Raw genomic sequence first — 20,084 nt, forward strand, 5'->3', positions numbered from 1 at the left:
AGAAATGGAGGTGCTGTTTTTATGGCGTCAACAAGCTGACGAAAAGGCGGGAGGTTTTTTTGACGTCGTGCGAGCTGCACGACTCTTTCTATAAAGAGTCGTGCAATGGGCATGCTTTATTCCGGGGCGTGGTCGCGCAGAAACACCAGATTGTCCGGTTTCGACTGTTCGGCGCTGTAGCGATAACCCTGTACATCGAACTGTTTGAGGGCGGCCGGATCGTTGATGCGCTCCTGGATCACAAAACGGCTCATCAGGCCTCGAGCTTTCTTGGCGTAGAAGCTGATGATCTTGTACTGGCCGTTCTTCAGGTCCTTGAATTCGGTGTTGATGATTCGCGCGTTCAGGGCCGTGCGTTTGACCGCCGAGAAGTATTCGGTGGATGCCAGGTTCAGCAGCACGTCATCGCCCTGGTCGGCCAGCGCTTCGTTCAGCCATTCGCTGATGCGCGTGCCCCAGAATGCGTACAGGTCCTTGCCGCGGGCGTTAGGCAGTTTGGTGCCCATTTCCAGGCGATACGGTTGCATCAGATCGAGCGGGCGCAACAGGCCGTAGAGGCCGGAGAGCATGCGCAGGTGCTGTTGCGCGTAGTCGAAATCGGCTTCGCTGAAGGACTGGGCGTCGAGCCCGGTGTAGACGTCGCCCTTGAAGGCCAGCAACGCCTGTTTGGCGTTCTCGGTAGTGAATGCCGGCGTCCAGCTACCGAAACGCGCAGCGTTGAGGCCACCGATCTTGTCGGAGACGTGCATCAGTTCGCTGATCTGCGCGGGGCTCAGTTCGCGCAACTGCTGGATCAGCTCCTGGGAATGGTCGAGGTACTGCGGCTGTGTGAAGCGCTGGGTCGCCGGCGGTGTTTCGTAATCGAGGGTCTTGGCGGGGGAAATCACCATCAGCATGAAGTCGTCTCCTTTAATCGTGGGGGCGATTCTAGGGGGTTGGGGCGGATGACTCCAGCTATCACGTTCATAGGTGATCGGCGGTTTGCGAGCCGGATCGGCTATAGTGCCGCGCGGGTTTTGTTATGGAGACACCCCTTTGCGCATTGTTCTTTTATTCATGGTGTGGCTGTTGAGCGTCGGTGCCGTTGCGGCGCCGGGCGATATCGCCACGCTCGATCGCAGCACCTGGCCGGAGAAGCTCGACAACCCGACCCTGTTCGACGTCGCCTCGCGGGCGGAAATCCTGATGTTCGCCCGGGGCCTGCTGGGCAGCGAGTCGCTGGATGAGGCTGGGCTGGCCCAGCGCCTGGGGCTGCGCACGGTCAATCTGGAGGCGATCAACAGCCTGCGCGCTCGCCTGTGGCAGCGGCTGCTGACCAACTACAACTTCGCCCAGCAAAGCTGCGATCAGGACGCCTCGTTCTGCTTCCTCGTCGAAGACTTGCCGACCCTGCGTGAGCAGGCGGCCAAGTTCGTGGTCAGCGATGAAAGCTATTACACCAAGTGGGCCGAGCCGAGCCGGATCTTTCATCTGCAGTACCTGGACGAACTGATGCGCAAGGCGGCGCTGTCGCCGCAGACCACCAGCGAAGTCGATCATTTCGGTGACTACGAGCGTAACGGCGACGAGATGCACGACCGGTTGTTCCTGCTGAGTTTCGACAGCGCTGCCAACCTGCTGCCGGACAATACCGAATGGCTCGCCGAATACCTGCGCAAGTCGAACCTGAGCGGCACGTTCTTCATGTTGGGCAAGGATATTCAGGCACGGCTGGCCGATCGTTCGGTCAGCAGCCTGCAAGCGGCGTTTTCGAGGCAGTGCGTGGGTGTGCAGGGTTGGGAGTTCCGCTCCCACAGCCACTGGCAGGACTGGCAGGACTCGGTGCGACGCAGCGCCGATCTGGTCAAGAACAAGCTGCCGGAGAACTACGTGCCGCTGTTCCGTCCACCGGATGGCCAGCGCCGCAGCGATGCGCAGGGTTTCTTCAACGCGCAGGGCCTGCAAGTGGCGCTGTGGGACATCGATGCCCAGGACGGCGCCGGCAAGCTCAAGGGCAATCCCAGCGCGCAGCGGGTGCTGACCCTGATGCTGTTGTGGCGTCACGGGGTGATCAATTTCAACATGAAGCAGGATGCGGTGAAGACGGCGTTGCCGTGGCTGATCACGCAAACCGCGCAAAGCGGCATCGGCTGGGAAGACTGTCAGGACGCTTTTCGCTGATGAGCGGCAAGAGCCCGGAAACATTGGGCTTGGGGTGAATTTTTTGCAAAATTCGATGCAGGCGGACTTCCGACTCTAACGGGGGCAGGGCGGTCCGCCAAGGGCTTTTCGTCACTTTGCAAAATAAACTTCAAAAAAGCGTCAAAGTGCTTTTTTCTGTCACGGGTTTTGGAGTATTACGAAGTCAGACCGCCGAAACCTGCAACACAGGTGGCGTCTTCCAAGACCCATTTTGTGTGCGGTTCACCTGCTATCCCGACAAAAGCTGTGCAGGTGGATTCGGCAGTCACTTCGAGGCGCAGCACCGCCCAGGTATTGCGTCGAATGGCTCCCACAAAGGTGACCGAGTATGGATGATCACGGACGTAGCCCTTCCTCCAACCAGCCAATCCTTTATGTACTCGATACCAACGTACTGATTCACGATCCAAACGCCCTGCTGAATTTCGAAGAACACCACGTCGCGATCCCGATGACCGTGCTTGAAGAGCTGGACAAGCTCAAGAGCGGGCATCACAGCGTGGCCGCCGAATGCCGCCAGGCCATCCGGCTGATCGACAAGACGTTGGGCGATGCCTCGCCCGAAGACGTCGAGCAAGGGGTGCCGATCCAGCGCGGGAAGAGCGGGCCGAAGGGGTTGCTGTCAATTCTGATGAGCAAACAGGCAGAGTCGAACCTGATTCTGCCCGAGCACCTGAACGACAACAAAATCATCAATCAGTTGATCGACCTGCACACCCGCGATCCGAAGAAACCGGTGGTGCTGGTCACCAAAGACATCAACATGCGCCTCAAGGCGCGTGCCTGCGGGATCGACGCCGAGGACTACAGCACCGACCAACTGGTCGACGACGTGTCCCTGCTGCCCAACGGTTATCACAACATGACCGGCTCCTTCTGGGACCGCGTGAGCAAGGTCGAAACCCGTCAGGACCATGGCCGCACCTGGCACCAGGTGCAATTGATCGACAACCTGCCGGCGGTGCACATCAACGAGTTCATCATTGATGAGCAAGGTTTCGTCGGCTGGATCAAGGAGATTGAAGAGGACCGGCTGCTGATCCTCGATCTGCACCAGGAACCGCTGCTGCATCAGGAAGCCTGGGGTCTGAAGCCGCGTGACATTTATCAGAGCCTGGCGCTGTACGCCTTGCTCGACCCTGACATTCATCTGGTCAACCTGTCCGGCGCCGCCGGGTCCGGCAAGACCATCCTGGCGCTGGCCGCTGCGATCGAGCAGACCATGGTCAGCAAGCGTTATCGCCGCATCATCGCCACCCGCAGCGTGCAGGGCCTGGACCAGGAAATCGGCTTCCTGCCGGGCACCGAAGCGGAAAAAATGGAGCCTTGGCTCGGCGCCATCACCGACAACCTCGAAGCCTTGCACATGGATGACGAAAACACCCATGGCAGCGTCGACTACATCCTCAGCAAAGTGCCGTTGCAGTTCAAATCGCTCAACTACATTCGCGGTCGCAGCTTCCAGCAGAGCCTGATCCTGATCGACGAATGCCAGAACCTCACGCCGCACCAGATGAAAACCATCATCACCCGGGCCGGCGCCGGTTCCAAAGTGGTGTGCCTGGGCAACCTGGCGCAGATCGACACCCCTTACCTGTCCGCGACCAGTTCCGGGCTGACTTACCTCACCGAACGTTTCAAAGACTTCCCCAACGGTGTGCACATCACCCTGCAAGGGGTGCCGCGTTCGATTCTGGCCGAATACGCCGAATCGCATCTGTAACCTGCCAAAGGAACCGGGCGACTGCAAAGTCGCCCGGTTTTTTATGTGCGGAAATTTGACCCGCAGGTTTACAATCGGCACTCCTGATCAGGAGTAATCCCGTGCTGACTCATCTCGATTCCCAAGGTCGCGCCAACATGGTCGACGTCACCGAAAAAGCCGTGACGTTCCGCGAGGCGACGGCCCAAGCGCTGGTGCGCATGCTGCCCGACACTCTGCAGATGATCGTCAGCGGCGGCCATCCCAAGGGCGACGTGTTCGCCGTGGCGCGCATTGCCGGCATCCAGGCGGCGAAGAAAACCAGTGACCTGATTCCCCTGTGCCATCCGCTGATGCTCACCGGCGTCAAGGTCGAACTCAGCGCTGAAGGCGACGACGCGGTGCGTATCGTGGCTCGCTGCAAGTTGTCCGGGCAGACCGGCGTCGAGATGGAAGCGCTGACCGCCGCCAGCGTCGCCGCGCTGACAATCTATGACATGTGCAAGGCCGTGGATCGCGGCATGACCATCGAAAGCGTGCGTCTGCTGGAAAAGGTCGGCGGCAAGAGTGGTCACTTCCAGGCGGAGCAGCCATGAACCTGACCGTGAAGTTTTTTGCCCGTTACCGTGAGGCGCTGGGCGTGGATTCGCTGAAGGTCGAGGGCGATTTTTCGACGGTCGAAGACGTGCGCGCATTGCTCGCCAAGCGAGACGGTGCTGATGTGCTTAGTGAGCAGAACCTGATGTGCGCGCGCAACGAAGACCTTTGCCAGCTCGACGAGCCGGTGGTCGATGGCGACGAAGTGGCGTTTTTCCCCACCGTGACCGGAGGCTGAGACATGGCGATTCGTGTGCAGCCCACGGCGTTCGATCCTGGCGCTGAAGTCAATGCGATGCACGCGGCCAATGTCGGCGTCGGCGCGGTGGTGAGTTTTGTCGGCTACGTGCGCGACTTCAACGATGGCCTCGATGTCGCCGGAATGTTTCTGGAGCACTATCCGGGCATGACCGAAAAGGCTCTCGGCAAGATTGCCCTGGAGGCTGAACAGCGCTGGCCGCTGTTGAAGCTGGAAGTGCTGCATCGCATCGGCGCGCTGGAGCCGGGCGAGCCGATCGTGTTCGTCGGCGCCGCCAGCGCCCATCGTCAGGCGGCATTCGACGCCTGCGCCTTCGTCATGGATTACCTGAAAACCCGCGCGCCGTTCTGGAAGAAAGAGAACACCAGCGACGGCCCGCGCTGGGTCGAAGGTCGTGACAGCGATCATGCCGCTGCGGATCGCTGGAAGCAGTAATTCCTCTCCTCAATCAATCTTCCCTCGACTCCCGACCATCGGCTGACGCCGATGGCGTTTGTCCAATTGACGGCTTGTACGTAAAAGTCCAGTATGGATTTACAAGTACAAATAAAGCTTTTCCCTGTTTCAGCTCTTTCTTCTGTCTTGCCAAACCAACAACAACCCGCGAGAGAACGAACATGAAGAAATTCCCCCTCATCACCGGTCTGGCGCTGAGCCTTTTGGCGTGCAGCAACGTGTTTGCCGCCGAGAAAACCTTGCGTATCGGTATCGAAGCGGCCTATCCGCCCTTCGCCTCAAAGACCGACCAAGGTGAAATCGTCGGTTTCGACTACGACATCGGCAATGCCTTGTGCGCGCAGATGCAGGTCAAGTGCGTGTGGGTCGAGGGCGAGTTCGACGGCCTGATTCCTTCCCTGAAAGTGAAGAAAATCGACATGGCGCTGTCGTCCATGACCATCAACGAAGACCGCAAGAAATCCGTGGACTTCACCCACAAGTACTATTTCACCTCGTCGCGGCTGGTGATGAAGGAAGGCGCGACCGTCGATGACCAGTACGCCAGCCTCAAGGGCAAGACCGTGGGCGTGCAGCGTGCGACCACCACCGATCGTTACGCCACCGAGGTGTTCGAGCCCAAGGGCATCAACGTCAAGCGCTATGGCAACAACGAAGAAATCTACATGGACCTGGCGGCCGGGCGTCTCGACGCGATCTTTGCCGACACCATTCCGCTGACCGACTTCCTGTCGATGCCACGGGGCAAGGGTTACGCGTTTGTCGGGCCTGAGCTGAAGGATCCGAAGTACGTGGGCGAGGGCGCCGGGATTGCGGTGCGCAAGGGCAACACCGAACTGGTCAGCCAATTGAATAGCGCCATCGACGGCATTCGCGCCAGTGGCGAGTATCAGAAAATTTCCGAGAAGTACTTCAAGTCGGACATCTACGGCGACTGATAGTCCGCCATCGCTGGCAAGCCAGCTCCCACAGAGATTTTAGGTGTACACAAAACCTGTGAGAGCTGGCTTGCCAGCGATGAGGCCGTAACATTCACCGCAAATTTTCAGCCCTTCAATTCCTTCAGATGCTTGTAAACCGTCGCCCGCCCCATGTTCAGCACATTGGCCACATAGTTCGAGGCGCTCTTGCCCTTGAACGCCCCCTCGGCGTGCAGCGCCAGTACCAGTTCGCGTTTGTGATCGCGGGTCAGCAGATTCAGACTCAGTTGCCGCTCGCGCAGCCAGGCGTGCAGGAAAGTGTTGATGCGCTCCTGCCAGTCATCGCGAAACAGCGAGTCCGGTTGCGGGATCAGTTTGCTCGGCGAGAGGAACAGGTCCAGCGCAGCCTTGGCATTCTCGAACAGCGAAATATTCAGGTTGATGCACAGCACCGCCAGCGGATGACCTTCGCTGTCGCGCAGCACGGTGCTCAGGCTGCGAATCTTCTGGCCGTCCCAGTTAAGCTTTTCATACGGACCGATGTTCCGTTCGCTGACGTCGTCGCTGAGCATGTCTTCCAGCGATGATTCATCGCCGATCACCCGTTTCGACAGGTTATTGGCGATGTAGTCGACCTTCTGCGTGCGCAGGTCATGCAACACCACTTCGGCATGGGGAAAGAACAGCGTGGCAATGGCGTCAGCGATGGCGTGGTAGTTATCCAGCGCGGCGTCATTCAGCTCGGGAGTGTGTTCAGGGGCGGTCATAACTGTGGAGCTCCAGGCAACGTCAACGCCCCCGTGATCCGGGGGCGTTGCGAGTGTGCCGCAATCCGTTGGGCGAGTCATCCGGGTGGTCGGTCAGGCCAGGCGGGCAGGGGCGAGCATGGCGGCGGTCAGGCCGAATTGTTTGAGGTGCTCGGGCAGCGACTCACCGCGCACCAGCGCCGCGCTGGCCTGGCCCATCGCCGGTGAAGTCTGGATGCCGTAGCCGCCCTGGGCCGCGACCCAGAACAGCCCCGGCACTTGCGGATCGAACCCGGACAGCAAATCGCCGTCAGCCACGAAGCTGCGCAGACCGGCCCAGGTGCGGGTGGGGCGGCGGATGGTCAGGGTCGTCGCCTCTTCGATCTGGTAGATGCCCATGGCGATGTCCAGCTCTTCCGGCTGCACGTCGTGGGGCTCGACCGGGTCGGCGTTGGCCGGCGAGCCGAGGAACATGCCGGCGTCGGGCTTCATGTAGAACGATTCGTCGAGGCTGACCAGCATCGGCCAGTGGTGAATGTCCACGCCTTCGGGCCCGGCGAAGATGAACGCCGCACGGCGTTTCGGTTGCAGGCCCAGCGGCCGGGCGCCGGCCAGGGCACCGATCTTGTCGGCCCAGGCGCCTGCCGCGTTGATCACGATGGGGGCGTTGAAAGTCTGGCCGTTGGTCTGCACTTGCCAGACCCCTTCGGCATCACGGCTCAGCCCGAGCACTTCGCAATCGGTCAGGACTTGCCCGTTGTTGCGACGGATGCCGCGCAGATAACCCTGATGCAGAGCGTCGGTGTCGATGTCGCTGGCGGTCGGGTCGTAGATCGCACCGTGGACTTTTTCCCGGCGCAGGATTGGCAGCCGCACGCAGGCTTCTTCCGCGCTGAGCAACTGCATCTCCGGCACCGTGGCTTTGGCGCTCAGATATTGATTATTCAGCTCGGCAGCGTCGCCGGTGAAGTCCACGGTCATTTCGCCTCGCGGGGTCAGCAGCGGGTGCTCACAGAAGCCGCTGGGCGGGTGATCGAAAAACGCCCGGCTGGCCTGGGTCAGCGCCCGAACCTGCGGCGTGCCGTAAGCGGCGGTGAACAGCGCGGCAGAGCGCCCGGTGGAGTGATAGGCCGGATGCGACTCGCGTTCCAGCACCACGACCTTGCCATGTTGCGACAGCCAGAAACCGGTGGAAGCGCCGGCAATCCCGCCGCCGATGATGATGAAATCTGCATGACTCATGAAAATCTCCGGTGTCAGCGCTGCAGTTGATAAACGGCGTTGGCCAGGGCGATGTCTTCCAGGCCCAGACCGATGGAGCGGAAGAACACGTGTCGGTCATAACCCGGGCGCTGCACTTTTTCGCTGAGCAGATCCGCCAGGTCGCCGACGATCGCACTGGTGTCCCAGTCATGCTGTTCGCTGGCGATCAGCATCTCGCCAGCCGAACCCGGCGTGGTCAGACGATAGTCGCAGAACACCTGCATGTCGTTGAGGCACTGCGGCGGCACTTCGTGGGCGCGTGGTGCATTGGTGCTGATCGAGGTGATCAGCGCCGGTTTGCTCAAGGTTGCCGGGTCGATCACAGGTCCCGCGGATGAGGTGCAGAGCATGATCACGTCTGCCTCGGCGATAGCGGTATCGCGGCTGTCGGCGATGTTCACCCGTGGATCGAGGTTTTGCAGCAGGCGGGCGGTTGTCGCGTCTTCGCTCAGGGTGGGCGAGTACACGCTGATGCTCTGCCAGTCGCGCAACGTTTTGACGTAGTGCAGATGCGCCTGGGCGACCTTGCCGCTGCCGATGATCGCCAGGCGCGAGGCCTTCAATGGGGCAAGGGCGTCGACGGCAACGGCGGTGGTCGCCGCAGTGCGGGCGGTGGTCAGTTCGCCGGCATCGCAGAGCAGCAGCGGCTGACCGGTCTGCATCGACATCAACAGTGTCCACGCCGTCACCAGCGGGCCTTGTTCGCGAACGATGTACGGCGAAGTCTTGACCCCGTACACGCCGTCTTCGGCCAGCACGCCCAGATAGTTGATGAAGTCCCCGGCGCCCTGGGGGAACTCCACCAGTTGCTGTGCCGGTTGCACCGCATGCCCGGCCGCCAGATCACGGAACAGCTTGCGCAGAATCTGCGGCACATCGATCCGGGCCAGAAGCTCGCGGGCCTGGGTTTGGTCGATCACGTAAGGCGTACTGGACATGTCGGACTCCGGAGTTGTATCTAAACTAATTTGTCCATTATGGACTTTTAGTTTTATTGAACAATATCCGGGCGAAAAAAAAGCGCAGTCCGTTGCCGGCTGCGCTTCTCTTTGTGGCGTCGCTTACTGTGGACGCTTGCGCTCAACCGCCCGCAACAGATGGGTCGGCGGCGTTTCACAGCTGATCTTGCGACCCAGCTTTTCTTCGATGGACGGCAACTGATACGAGTCGTCTTCACCGGCGAAGCTGATCGACACGCCATCGGCGCCCGCCCGACCGGTACGGCCGATGCGGTGCACGTAGTCGTCCGGGACTTCCGGCAGGGTGAAGTTGATCACATGGCTGATGCCGTCGATGTGAATGCCGCGACCGGCCACGTCGGTGGCGACCAGAACGCGGATCTTGCCTTCGCGAAAGCCTTCCAGCGTCTTGATCCGCTTGTGCTGCGGCACGTCGCCGGACAGTTGCGCGGCGTTGATGCCGTCACGCACCAGGCGTTCCTCGATGCGTCGCACTTCATCCTTGCGGTTGGCGAACACGATGACCCGCTCCCAGCCGTTGTCGTTGACCAGGTTGAAGAGCAGTTTGTATTTGTCGGCACCGGCTACCGCGTAGATGTGCTGTTCGACGTTTTCGTTGGCCACGTTGGTGACCTCGATTTCGACGATGGCAGGATCGGTGGTCCACTGCTTGGCGAGGTTCATCACGTCTTCGGTGAAGGTCGCGGAGAACAGCAGGGTCTGGCGTTCGCTTTTCGGCGGGGTCTGGCGAATGATCTGCCGCACTTGCGGGATGAAACCCATGTCGAGCATGCGGTCGGCTTCGTCCAGCACCATTACTTCGACCATGTCCAGGTGCACGTCGCCGCGCTGGTTGAAGTCGAGCAGACGGCCCGGGGTGGCAACGAGGATGTCACAGTGGCGGGCTTCGAGGTGCTTGAGCTGCTTGTCGAAGTCCATGCCGCCGACGAACGTCATGACGTTGAGGCCGGTGTACTTGGTCAGGTCGGCGGCGTCCTTGGCGATCTGCACCACCAGCTCACGGGTCGGTGCGATGATCAGCGCCCGTGGCTCGCCCATGTAGCGCTCTTTCGGCGGCGGGGTCTGCAACAACTGGGTGATGATCGAGATCAGGAATGCGGCGGTCTTGCCGGTACCGGTCTGGGCGCGGCCGATGGCGTCTTTGCCGGCGAGGGTGAAACCCAGCACTTGGGCCTGGATCGGCGTGCAATACGGGAAACCCAGGTCCTGGATGGCGTGCATCAGTTCCGGGGCGAGTTTGAAATCGTGGAAACGGGTCTTGCCTTCCTGTGGCTCGACGACGAAGTCTTCGAGTTTCCACGGAATGACCGGCGCCTTGGGCTTCGGTTCGCGGCGAGGCTTGGCCGGTTTTGGTACTTCGCTGCGCGCCGGTTCAGTGACAGGGGCGGCGACAGGGTCGGTTTTCGGTTCGCGTTTCGGTGTGGCTACGGGAGCCTGGCGGTCGGCCTGTTTGCCATCGCTGCGATGGCCGGGGGCGTGCGACGGCGCACTGGGAGCTGGCGCGAGCTGCTCAGCCTCGCTTTTTCCGAACATCTTCTTGAGTGCTTTGAGCACGGTCATCTCATCAATTGGTTAAGGAATGTACGCCGGCCAGTGTAATGCAAGAAACGGGCGCGGCGTAGTGGGATGATCAAAGGGGCCCGACCACCGGAAAATCGAGCCCCGATCGATCAGCGCAGGCGTTCGCTCAGCCACACGCCGATGTCGCGAATTTCTTCGGGTAACACTTCGTGCTCCATTGGGTATTCCTGCCATGTCACGGTGACACCATGGGCCTTCAGATACTCATAAGCCGTGCGGCCCATGGAGTTCTGCACCACGTTGTCGTACTGGCCGTGAAGTGCCAGTGCCGGAATCCGTTGCTGGCTGGCGGACAGCTCCAGTTCGTCGCTGAACGTCGGCGCGTAGGTCGACAACGCCAGCACGCCGCCCAGCGGTCCCTGCCATTTCAGAAACGCGGTGTGATAGACCACGGCGCCGCCCTGGGAAAAACCGGCCAGGAAAATCCGCGAAGCGTCTATTCCGCTGGCGCGCTGCTGTTCGATCAATTCGATGACGTGATCGGCGGATGCTTCCAGCTCATCGCGGTCGATGGCCCGGGCCGGGCTCATGGCCTTGATGTCGTACCAGCTCGGCATGGCATAACCGCCATTTATTGTCACCGGGCGGGTCGGTGCCTGGGGCAAAACGAAGCGCGTGCTCAGCAGGCTTTCCTGCAATGCCTCGGCCACCGGCAGAAAGTCATAGCGGTCGGCGCCGAGGCCGTGCAGCCAGATCACGCAGGCGTCGGCTGCCTTAACAGGCTGAAGAATCAAGGGCTCGGTCATGGCTGCTCCAAAAATGTGCGGGCGCTCTCATTAAGTGCGTGATTGGGGTGCGCGCCCGGTTGATCCGTTAAGAAGATGTCGCAAGGCTGCAAGTTTTGCTATTGACCTGTCGCTCAATCGCTTCAGCGAGCGGTGTGGTACGGGCTTTGCTATGAGGTAGTCGTGCAATCGATCTCGCGCCTGGCGGTAACACTATCAGTGAACGCTCGGCGACGGGATAGCAAAGAATCCGGTGATGGATGTTCGCCAATGGCCGCAACGGGCGCAGCGAACGTGAAAGGGCTACAGCCCGTTCGGCCAACTGGTGAGAAGTGAGTTGTCCATGATGTGGATTTTCTCCTACTAGACTCATAGCTAAGGTCTTACGTCGGTTGACCCCATAAAAAGCCAACACGGGTCAACAACGCCTCAAAAGGGTGCGACTGGACTCAAGCTCCGACACAACAAGAGCAAAACTGGAGGTTTGAATGAAGATGTTGAAATCCACTCTGGCGGTCGTGACTGCTGCAGCAGTCCTCGGCGTCAGCGGGTTCGCTCAGGCGGGTGCAACCCTGGATGCGGTACAGAAGAAAGGTTTCGTGCAGTGTGGCGTGAGCGACGGTCTGCCAGGCTTCTCCGTACCGGATTCGACCGGCAAGATCCTCGGCATCGACGCCGACGTCTGCCGTGCCGTGGCCGCTGCCGTGTTCGGCGATGCGACCAAGGTCAAGTTCAGTCAGTTGAACGCCAAGGAGCGTTTCACTGCTCTGCAGTCCGGCGAGATCGACATCCTGTCGCGCAACACCACCATGACCAGCTCCCGTGACGCGGGCATGGGCCTGAAATTCCCTGGTTTCATCACTTACTACGACGGCGTGGGCTTCCTGGCCAACAACAAGCTGGGCGTGAAAAGTGCCAAGGAGCTGGACGGCGCGACCATCTGCATTCAAGCCGGTACCACTACCGAGCTGAACGTCTCCGACTACTTCCGCGCCAACGGCCTGAAGTACACCCCGATCACTTTCGACACCTCCGACGAAAGCGCCAAGTCGCTGGAATCCGGTCGTTGCGACGTGCTGACCTCCGACAAGTCCCAACTGTTCGCCCAGCGCAGCAAGCTGGCTTCGCCGAAGGACTACGTGGTTCTGCCGGAAACCATTTCCAAGGAACCTCTGGGCCCGGTCGTGCGTAACGGTGACGACGAGTGGCTGGCCATCGTGCGCTGGGTCGGCTACGCGCTGCTCAACGCTGAAGAAGCCGGCATCACTTCGAAAAACGTACTCGAAGAAGCCAAGTCCACCAAGAACCCGGACGTTGCCCGTCTGCTGGGTGGCGACGGCGAGTACGGCAAGGATCTGAAACTGCCGAAGGACTGGGTCGTGAAAATCGTTTCCCAGGTGGGTAACTACGGCGAAATCTTCGAGAAAAACCTCGGCAAGAGCACTCCGCTGGAAATCGACCGTGGCCTGAACGCGCTGTGGAACAACGGCGGCATTCAGTACGCACCACCAGTGCGCTAATGGTTCTATCACCCGGCGGGCCAACCGCCGGGTGATGTTCTGTTCCATTTCTTGCGGGGCACTTCATGCAAAATTCAATCGGCGCACCAAAGCAGAGGTTCAGCCTCAGCGATCCGCGTGTGCGTGCGTGGCTATTCCAGATCATCACCGTCGTGGCGGTGGTCGCCATGGGCTGGTATCTGTTCGATAACACCCAGACCAACCTTCAGCACCGGGGCATCACGTCCGGGTTCAGCTTTCTGGAGCGCAGTGCCGGGTTCGGCATCGCTCAACACCTGATCTCCTACACCGAAGCGGACAGCTACGCCCGCGTGTTCGTGATCGGCCTGCTCAACACCTTGCTGGTGACTTTCATCGGCGTGATCCTGGCGACCCTGCTGGGCTTCATCATCGGTGTGGCGCGGCTGTCGCCGAACTGGATAATCAGCAAACTGGCGACCGTGTATGTGGAAGTCTTCCGCAACATTCCGCCGCTGTTGCAGATCCTGTTCTGGTATTTCGCGGTGTTCCTGACCATGCCGGGCCCGCGTAACAGTCACAACTTCGGCGACACCTTCTTCGTCAGCAGTCGTGGCCTGAACATGCCGGCCGCACAGATGGCCGATGGCTTCTGGGCGTTCGTGGTCAGTGTCGTGGTGGCCATCGTCGCCATCGTGCTGATGAGCCGCTGGGCCAACAAGCGCTTTGAGGAAACCGGCGAGCCGTTCCACAAGTTCTGGGTCGGCCTGGCGATGTTCCTGGTGATCCCGACGCTGTGTGCGCTGATCTTCGGCGCTCCGCTGCATTGGGAAATGCCGAAGCTGCAAGGCTTCAACTTCGTCGGCGGCTGGGTGCTGATCCCGGAACTGCTGGCCCTGACTCTGGCCCTGACCGTGTACACCGCGGCGTTCATCGCCGAGATCGTGCGTTCGGGGATCAAGTCGGTCAGCCACGGCCAGACCGAAGCGGCCCGTTCCCTAGGCCTTCGCAACGGCCCGACCCTGCGCAAGGTGATCATTCCGCAAGCGCTGCGCGTGATCATTCCGCCACTGACCAGCCAATACCTGAATCTGGCGAAGAACTCCTCGCTGGCGGCCGGTATCGGTTACCCGGAAATGGTTTCGCTGTTCGCCGGCACGGTGCTGAACCAGACCGGTCAGGCGATCGAAGTCATTGCCATCACCATGAGCGTGTACCTGGCGATCAGTATCAGCATTTCCCTGCTGATGAACTGGTACAACAAGCGCATTGCGCTGATCGAGCGGTAAGGAATAGCGCATGAGTACTCATACTTTCAAACCCGACATGCCACCGCCGGCCAAGGTCTTCGGCCCGATGGCGTGGATACGCGCGAACATGTTCTCCAGCTGGCTCAACACCCTGCTGACCCTGTTTGCGTTCTACCTGATCTACCTGGTGATTCCGCCGTTGCTCAGCTGGGCAATCTTCGATGCCAACTGGGTCGGCACTACTCGCGCCGACTGCACCAAGGCGGGCGCCTGCTGGGTGTTCATCGAGCAGCGTTTCGGCCAGTTCATGTACGGCTACTACCCGGCGGACCTGCGCTGGCGCGTGGACCTGACTGTGTGGCTGGCGGTCATCGGCGTGGCACCGCTGTTCATCAAGCGTGTGCCGCGTAAAGCGGTGTACGGGCTGAGCTTCCTGGTGGTGTATCCGATTGTTGCCTGGTGCCTGCTGCATGGCGGCGTGTTCGGCCTGAGCGCCGTTGCCACCAGCCAGTGGGGCGGCCTGATGCTGACTCTGGTGATCGCCACCGTCGGTATCGCCGGTGCGCTGCCGCTGGGGATCATGCTGGCGCTGGGGCGCCGCTCGAACATGCCGGCCATTCGTGTGGTCTGCGTGACGTTCATCGAGTTCTGGCGCGGCGTGCCGCTGATCACCGTGCTGTTCATGTCTTCGGTGATGCTGCCGCTGTTCCTGCCCGAAGGCATGAACTTCGACAAGCTGCTGCGGGCGCTGATCGGCGTGATCCTGTTCCAGTCGGCCTACGTCGCAGAAGTGGTGCGCGGCGGTCTGCAGGCGATCCCTAAAGGTCAGTACGAAGCCGCGGCCGCGATGGGCCTCGGTTACTGGCGCGCCATGGGCCTGGTGATTCTGCCGCAAGCCCTGAAATTGGTGATTCCCGGCATCGTCAACACCTTCATCGCGCTGTTCAAGGACACCAGCCTGGTGATCATCATCGGCCTCTTTGACCTGCTCAACAGCGTCAAGCAAGCCGCTGCCGATCCGAAATGGCTGGGCATGGCCACCGAAGGCTACGTGTTCGCCGCCCTGGTGTTCTGGATTTTCTGTTTTGGTATGTCGCGCTATTCCATGCATCTGGAACGCAAGCTCGACACTGGCCACAAGCGTTAGGAGTTTTTTCGATGAGCGAAGCAATCAAAAAGCCAGTGGGCCCTGAAGGCATCATTCAGATGCAGGGCGTGAACAAGTGGTACGGCCAGTTCCACGTGCTGAAAGACATCAACCTCAACGTCAAGCAGGGCGAACGTATCGTGCTGTGCGGCCCGTCGGGTTCCGGCAAGTCCACCACCATCCGCTGCCTCAACCGTCTGGAAGAACACCAGCAGGGCCGCATCGTGGTCGATGGGGTGGAACTGACCAACGACCTCAAGCAGATCGAAGCGATCCGTCGTGAAGTCGGCATGGTGTTCCAGCACTTCAACCTGTTCCCGCACCTGACCATTCTGCAGAACTGCACCCTGGCGCCGATGTGGGTGCGCAAGATGCCCAAGCGCAAGGCCGAGGAAATCGCCATGCACTACCTGGAACGCGTACGCATTCCGGAGCAGGCGCACAAGTTTCCGGGACAACTGTCCGGCGGTCAGCAGCAGCGTGTGGCAATCGCCCGCGCGCTGTGCATGAAACCGAAAATCATGCTGTTCGACGAACCGACCTCAGCACTTGACCCGGAGATGGTGAAGGAGGTTCTCGACACCATGATCGGCTTGGCCGAAGACGGCATGACCATGCTCTGCGTAACCCACGAAATGGGCTTCGCCCGCACTGTGGCCAACCGCGTGATCTTCATGGACAAAGGCGAAATCGTCGAGCAGGCGGCACCGAACGACTTCTTCGACAATCCGCAGAATGATCGGACCAAGTTGTTCCTGAGTCAGATCCTGCATTGATATCTGATGCATAAAACCAACCCGGCCTTGTGCCGGGTTTGTTTTTTGAGGGATCAGGACACGGTGAGGGTTTCGTGTTCTTTGTGGACGGTGTGCGTGAAGCCTCTCAAGTCTGCCCCTTCACCGAGAGACTTTGCATCGGTCAGCAAGTACGGGTAACGATCCAACAGTCGCATCAGCAGTATCAGTGCTTTGGGCGGCAATATTTCGCCGCGCTCGTAGCGAGAGAAAGCGTTATGTCCACCACCCGACAATAATTGCACCGTCTCTTTTTGCGTAAGGTGCAATTTTCGACGGATACGCCTCATCTCGTCACCGATCATTTGCCTGGCAGCAAATACCAATTCATCCCCTGCTTCCCCAAAACGTTCTGCGCTGTCAGTGTCGAAGTCCCACTCGACCTCACCGCACTTCTGGCACTCCCAGCCAGAAAGATTATCTACACGGCGCTCCATGCCTTTGACACTCAAGGTTTCGGCGCGACCCTCGAAATGCCTCATTCCCTCACGTGCACCGCAGCTGACACATTGCTGGGTTTTCATGGGTTTTTCTCCTTGAAGGAAATTATCGGTGGGCCGCCTGGGCGGTAGGTCACCTTGATGTAAATCTCCTGATCTTGTGAAGTGATGTGATACACGTCCTGCCAGACTCGATGATCGTCATAAGTGGTCATGGATTTGTACAACATCCTGTTCTGTAACTCGAAAACGATCTCTTGCATCTCTCTGAAGCTAAAGCCGAGCTTCTCACCGGATTTTGCCGAAGACCTGGTGAAGGCTTTTTTGCCAAGTCGCCTGACCTCAGCCTTGATCACCGCCAAGTCGTAATGGGGTGTGTTCTTTTCCATAAGAAACCAAAACCCTGTCCCTGAAATTACCCTTAAAGGGTAATTTTGACCAATCGAAAATCCCGCTTCATTTGCCTCCTGATCAACCTAGGTGGTTGCCGTCCTACACGGAGCTGACTAACATGTCAGAAAATTCATCCCATGATTGGATGAAAGGGCGAATCCTATGTCAGACGTTTCTCCACTTATTAAGCGATCCTTGGTCGATCAGGCCCTGGATCTATTGCGCCAACGCATCACCGACGGCACCTGGCAGGTCGGTCAGCGCTTGCCGACCGAGCCCGAGCTGTGCGCCGAGCTCGGTATCAGCCGCAATACCGTGCGCGAAGCCATGCGGGTGTTGGCGTTCTCTGGATTGATCGAAATCCGTCAGGGTGACGGCAGTTACCTGCGGGCGGTGGTCGATCCGATGGACACGCTCAAGGCGCTGTCCAAGTGCTCGCTGGATCAGGCCCGGGAAACCCGGCACATCCTTGAAGTCGAGGCCATAGGCCTGGCGGCGTTGCGCCGTACCGATGAGGATCTGGCGGGCCTGCGCGAGGCGCTCGGCGTTGCCGGTAGCCACTATCACGGCGACCTCGACAGTTACATCGCCTGTGACCTGGTGTTTCACCGCCGACTGGTAGACGCCGCGCACAATCCGACCCTCAGCGAGCTGTATCGCTATTTCTCCAGCATCGTCGGCGCGCAATTGCGCCAGACCCTGAACATCGTCCCTCGTCGACAGGAAGTCTTCGATTTGCACATCGCCCTGTTCGAAGCCGTCGAACAGCGTGATCCGGAACGGGCCAAGGCCCTGTCGAGGCAACTGATCAATGAACCCTGAAACCGAGAAAACCATGTCCTGCCCTGAAGCCGTCAACGCCCCGAAGCGCACCGCCGAACTGGAGGAGCTGCTGATCGATGCCGAGGCTGACGACGAGCAGGTGCAGCAAAGTCATCCGCTGGTACGTCGCCCATGGTTATTGCTTTTGGGCCTGATTCTGGTGGCGTTGAACCTGCGTCCGGCGCTGTCGAGCATGGCGCCGCTGCTCAGTGACGTGTCGAAAAGCCTTGGTTTGTCCGCCGCTCAAGCGGGTTTGCTGACGACATTGCCGGTGCTCTGCCTCGGTCTGTTCGCCCCGCTGGCGCCGGTGCTGGCGCGGCGTTTCGGTGCCGAGCGGGTGGTCCTGGGGATTCTTCTGACACTGGCCGGCGGCATCATCCTGCGCAGCAACTTCGGCGAAATCGGTCTGTTCGCCGGCAGCGTGCTGGGCGGCGCGAGCATCGGCATCATCGGCGTGTTGCTGCCGGGCATCGTCAAACGCGACTTCGCCAAACATGCCGGCACCATGACCGGTGTCTACACCATGGCCCTGTGCCTGGGCGCGGCGATGGCGGCGGGCTCCAGCGTGCCGTTGAGCGAACACTTCGATCACAGCTGGGCCATGGGCCTGGGGTTCTGGGTGATCCCGGCACTGGTGGCGGCGGTGTTCTGGCTGCCGCAAATCGGCCAGAAGCACGGTGCGCACAACGTTGCCTATCGGGTGCGCGGCTTGCTGCGTGATCCGTTGGCCTGGCAGGTGACCTTGTACATGGGGCTGCAATCGTCGCTGGCCTACATTGTGTTTGGCTGGTTGCCGTCGATTCTGATTGGACGCGGGCTGACGCCGACCCAGGCCGGTCTGGTGCTGTCCGGTTCGGTAATCATCCAGCTTGCCAGTTCCCTGGCAGCACCGTGGCTGGCCACGCGCGGCAAGGATCAGCGGCTGGCGATCGTGGTGGTGATGGCGCTGACCCTCGGCGGACTGTTCGGTTGCCTCTATGCGCCGATCGAAGGGCTGTGGGGCTGGGCGATCCTGCTGGGCCTGGGGCAGGGCGGTACGTTCAGCCTGGCGCTGACCCTGATCGTGCTGCGCTCGCGGGACTCCCACGTGGCGGCGAACCTGTCGAGCATGTCCCAGGGCTTCGGTTACACCCTCGCGTCCATGGGGCCGTTCGCGGTCGGCGTGGTGCACGACTGGACCGGTGGCTGGAACGCTGTGGGCTGGATCTTCGGCATTATCGGTGCCGGGGCAATCCTCGCCGGCCTCGGTGCCGGACGTGCGTTGTACGTGCAGGTGGTAAGCGAAAAGGTCTGATACGCACACACTGTCGGTATTCGGAATGCGAATGCCGATAGTGTTTCGGGCGTTTGCGGATTATCGTGCTGGCAATCTGTACCTTTCCTGGAGATTGCCCATGAGTGAAGAAGCCCACAGCGCGTTGATCACCCGTTTCTATCAGGCTTTCCAACGCCTTGACGCCGAAGCCATGGCCGTCTGCTACACCGACGACGTGGTGTTCAGCGATCCGGCCTTCGGCGAACTGCGTGGCCGTGATGCCAGCGACATGTGGCGCATGCTCACGACCCGGGCCAAGGACTTCTCCCTGACCTTCGACAACGTCCGCGCCGACGAGCGCAGCGGCGGCGCCCATTGGGTGGCGACTTACCTGTTCAGTCAGACCGGCAACATCGTGATCAACGACATCCAGGCACGCTTCGTCTTCCGCGACGGCAAGATCTGCGAACACCACGACCACTTTGATCTGTGGCGCTGGTCCCGCCAGGCCCTGGGTTTCAAAGGCCTGTTGCTGGGCTGGACGCCACTGGTGCGCAACGCCGTCCGCGCCCAGGCGCTGAAAGGGCTGAAGGCATTTCAGGCGAGTCGCTGATAAGATCGCGACCTGTTTTCCTTACGCCTGAATTGTCCCGTGACCAGTCTCAGCGAAAATCCTCTCGATGCCGACGTTCCAGTGAGCAAGTCCTGGTTCGTCTACCTCGTTCGTGCCGCCAACGGTTCGCTGTATTGCGGGATCAGCGATGATCCCGTGCGCCGTTTCGCCAAGCACCAGAGCGGCAAGGGGGCGCGGTTCTTTCTTTCAAGCCCGGCGATGGCGCTGGTCTACACCGAGCGCTGCCGCGACAAGAGTGATGCGTTGCGTCAGGAACGGTTGATCAAGAAGCTCAGGAAGAGCGCGAAGGAGTGTCTGGTGGCGTCTTATCGGCCTGATTGAGCAGGCATTGGCGAATGGTAGAAATCACTGCACGTCGAAGCGGTGTCCTCAGACAAACGGCAGGCGAAAAAAAAACCGCCTTTGCGGGTAATGCCAGTCAGTTAAGCTGACTGGCATTTTTATTTTTGATCGGATACTTC

22 protein-coding genes are annotated in these 20,084 nt (G+C 60.1%); 14 read left to right on the forward strand and 8 right to left on the reverse strand.

Features of this window, described 5'->3' with window-relative positions; genetic code table 11:
- Positions 1-116 precede the first annotated feature (116 nt).
- Positions 117-896, reverse strand: a complete 780-nt coding sequence (yaaA, locus tag ACW9HX_RS24220; RefSeq protein WP_457382534.1) for a peroxide stress protein YaaA — start codon at positions 894-896, stop codon at positions 117-119.
- 160 nt (positions 897-1,056) lie between these two features.
- Here yaaA and ACW9HX_RS24225 point away from each other — a divergent pair, with 160 nt between their 5' ends.
- From ACW9HX_RS24225 to ACW9HX_RS24250, 6 genes are all read left to right on the forward strand, one after another.
- Entirely contained in the window at positions 1,057-2,160 is a 1,104-nt protein-coding gene (locus ACW9HX_RS24225) for a polysaccharide deacetylase family protein (RefSeq protein WP_457382546.1), read from the forward strand.
- Positions 2,161-2,509: 349 nt separating this feature from the next.
- Positions 2,510-3,904, forward strand: a complete 1,395-nt coding sequence (locus ACW9HX_RS24230) for a PhoH family protein (protein WP_085729706.1) — start codon at positions 2,510-2,512, stop codon at positions 3,902-3,904.
- 101 nt (positions 3,905-4,005) lie between these two features.
- Positions 4,006-4,479 (forward strand): cyclic pyranopterin monophosphate synthase MoaC, encoded by a 474-nt coding sequence (gene moaC / locus ACW9HX_RS24235; RefSeq protein WP_007957321.1) that lies wholly within the window; start codon positions 4,006-4,008, stop codon positions 4,477-4,479.
- Complete coding sequence (moaD, locus tag ACW9HX_RS24240; RefSeq protein WP_457382535.1) at positions 4,476-4,718, forward strand: molybdopterin converting factor subunit 1; 243 nt, start codon at positions 4,476-4,478, stop codon at positions 4,716-4,718. The genes moaC and moaD overlap by 4 nt, the downstream gene beginning before the upstream one ends.
- A gap of 3 nt (positions 4,719-4,721) precedes the next feature.
- Positions 4,722-5,174: a molybdopterin synthase catalytic subunit MoaE gene (gene moaE, locus ACW9HX_RS24245; protein ID WP_457382536.1), complete on the forward strand. Its 453-nt coding sequence runs from the start codon at positions 4,722-4,724 to the stop codon at positions 5,172-5,174.
- A gap of 182 nt (positions 5,175-5,356) precedes the next feature.
- Complete coding sequence (locus ACW9HX_RS24250; RefSeq protein WP_457382537.1) at positions 5,357-6,133, forward strand: ABC transporter substrate-binding protein; 777 nt, start codon at positions 5,357-5,359, stop codon at positions 6,131-6,133.
- A 107-nt stretch (positions 6,134-6,240) separates the two neighbouring features.
- Here the strand turns inward: ACW9HX_RS24250 and ACW9HX_RS24255 are convergent, their stop codons facing one another.
- The 5 genes from ACW9HX_RS24255 to ACW9HX_RS24275 all read right to left on the reverse strand — a co-directional run bounded on the left by ACW9HX_RS24255 (position 6,241) and on the right by ACW9HX_RS24275 (position 11,431).
- Positions 6,241-6,882: a helix-turn-helix transcriptional regulator gene (locus ACW9HX_RS24255; protein ID WP_085729709.1), complete on the reverse strand. Its 642-nt coding sequence runs from the start codon at positions 6,880-6,882 to the stop codon at positions 6,241-6,243.
- 93 nt (positions 6,883-6,975) lie between these two features.
- Positions 6,976-8,103: an NAD(P)/FAD-dependent oxidoreductase gene (locus ACW9HX_RS24260; RefSeq protein ID WP_457382538.1), complete on the reverse strand. Its 1,128-nt coding sequence runs from the start codon at positions 8,101-8,103 to the stop codon at positions 6,976-6,978.
- A 14-nt stretch (positions 8,104-8,117) separates the two neighbouring features.
- A complete protein-coding gene (locus tag ACW9HX_RS24265) occupies positions 8,118-9,062 on the reverse strand; it encodes an ornithine cyclodeaminase family protein (protein ID WP_457382539.1) in 945 nt (314 codons plus the stop codon).
- A 123-nt stretch (positions 9,063-9,185) separates the two neighbouring features.
- Entirely contained in the window at positions 9,186-10,664 is a 1,479-nt protein-coding gene (rhlB, locus tag ACW9HX_RS24270) for an ATP-dependent RNA helicase RhlB (RefSeq protein WP_457382540.1), read from the reverse strand.
- Between the two features lie 110 nt (positions 10,665-10,774).
- Positions 10,775-11,431 (reverse strand): alpha/beta hydrolase, encoded by a 657-nt coding sequence (locus tag ACW9HX_RS24275; protein ID WP_457382541.1) that lies wholly within the window; start codon positions 11,429-11,431, stop codon positions 10,775-10,777.
- 467 nt (positions 11,432-11,898) lie between these two features.
- Between ACW9HX_RS24275 and ACW9HX_RS24280 the strand changes: the two genes are divergently transcribed.
- The 4 genes from ACW9HX_RS24280 to ACW9HX_RS24295 all read left to right on the forward strand — a co-directional run bounded on the left by ACW9HX_RS24280 (position 11,899) and on the right by ACW9HX_RS24295 (position 16,061).
- A complete protein-coding gene (locus tag ACW9HX_RS24280) occupies positions 11,899-12,930 on the forward strand; it encodes an amino acid ABC transporter substrate-binding protein (protein WP_096819182.1) in 1,032 nt (343 codons plus the stop codon).
- A gap of 65 nt (positions 12,931-12,995) precedes the next feature.
- Positions 12,996-14,177 carry an amino acid ABC transporter permease gene (locus tag ACW9HX_RS24285; protein ID WP_248738244.1) on the forward strand — a complete coding sequence of 394 codons (1,182 nt, stop codon included), beginning with the start codon at positions 12,996-12,998 and terminating at the stop codon, positions 14,175-14,177.
- A gap of 10 nt (positions 14,178-14,187) precedes the next feature.
- Positions 14,188-15,285 carry an amino acid ABC transporter permease gene (locus ACW9HX_RS24290; protein WP_096819186.1) on the forward strand — a complete coding sequence of 366 codons (1,098 nt, stop codon included), beginning with the start codon at positions 14,188-14,190 and terminating at the stop codon, positions 15,283-15,285.
- A gap of 11 nt (positions 15,286-15,296) precedes the next feature.
- Positions 15,297-16,061, forward strand: a complete 765-nt coding sequence (locus tag ACW9HX_RS24295) for an amino acid ABC transporter ATP-binding protein (protein ID WP_003221897.1) — start codon at positions 15,297-15,299, stop codon at positions 16,059-16,061.
- 53 nt (positions 16,062-16,114) lie between these two features.
- Here the strand turns inward: ACW9HX_RS24295 and ACW9HX_RS24300 are convergent, their stop codons facing one another.
- Together ACW9HX_RS24300 and ACW9HX_RS24305 are read right to left on the reverse strand one after the other, a co-directional pair.
- Positions 16,115-16,603: a type II toxin-antitoxin system MqsA family antitoxin gene (locus ACW9HX_RS24300; protein WP_085711682.1), complete on the reverse strand. Its 489-nt coding sequence runs from the start codon at positions 16,601-16,603 to the stop codon at positions 16,115-16,117.
- A complete protein-coding gene (locus ACW9HX_RS24305) occupies positions 16,600-16,908 on the reverse strand; it encodes a type II toxin-antitoxin system MqsR family toxin (RefSeq protein WP_457382542.1) in 309 nt (102 codons plus the stop codon). Before ACW9HX_RS24305 ends, ACW9HX_RS24300 begins: the two co-directional genes overlap by 4 nt.
- Before the next feature lie 166 nt (positions 16,909-17,074).
- Here ACW9HX_RS24305 and ACW9HX_RS24310 point away from each other — a divergent pair, with 166 nt between their 5' ends.
- The 4 genes from ACW9HX_RS24310 (at position 17,075) to ACW9HX_RS24325 (ending at position 19,944) form a co-directional block, all read left to right on the forward strand.
- Positions 17,075-17,734: a FadR/GntR family transcriptional regulator gene (locus ACW9HX_RS24310; protein ID WP_457382543.1), complete on the forward strand. Its 660-nt coding sequence runs from the start codon at positions 17,075-17,077 to the stop codon at positions 17,732-17,734.
- Positions 17,724-19,028, forward strand: a complete 1,305-nt coding sequence (locus ACW9HX_RS24315) for a CynX/NimT family MFS transporter (protein WP_457382544.1) — start codon at positions 17,724-17,726, stop codon at positions 19,026-19,028. Before ACW9HX_RS24310 ends, ACW9HX_RS24315 begins: the two co-directional genes overlap by 11 nt.
- Positions 19,029-19,128: 100 nt before the next feature.
- Positions 19,129-19,602 carry a nuclear transport factor 2 family protein gene (locus ACW9HX_RS24320; RefSeq protein ID WP_457382545.1) on the forward strand — a complete coding sequence of 158 codons (474 nt, stop codon included), beginning with the start codon at positions 19,129-19,131 and terminating at the stop codon, positions 19,600-19,602.
- Between the two features lie 39 nt (positions 19,603-19,641).
- Positions 19,642-19,944 carry a GIY-YIG nuclease family protein gene (locus ACW9HX_RS24325; RefSeq protein WP_085647749.1) on the forward strand — a complete coding sequence of 101 codons (303 nt, stop codon included), beginning with the start codon at positions 19,642-19,644 and terminating at the stop codon, positions 19,942-19,944.
- Positions 19,945-20,084 lie beyond the last annotated feature (140 nt).

The sequence above is a fragment of the Pseudomonas sp. SDO52101_S400 genome (genome assembly GCF_054071635.1).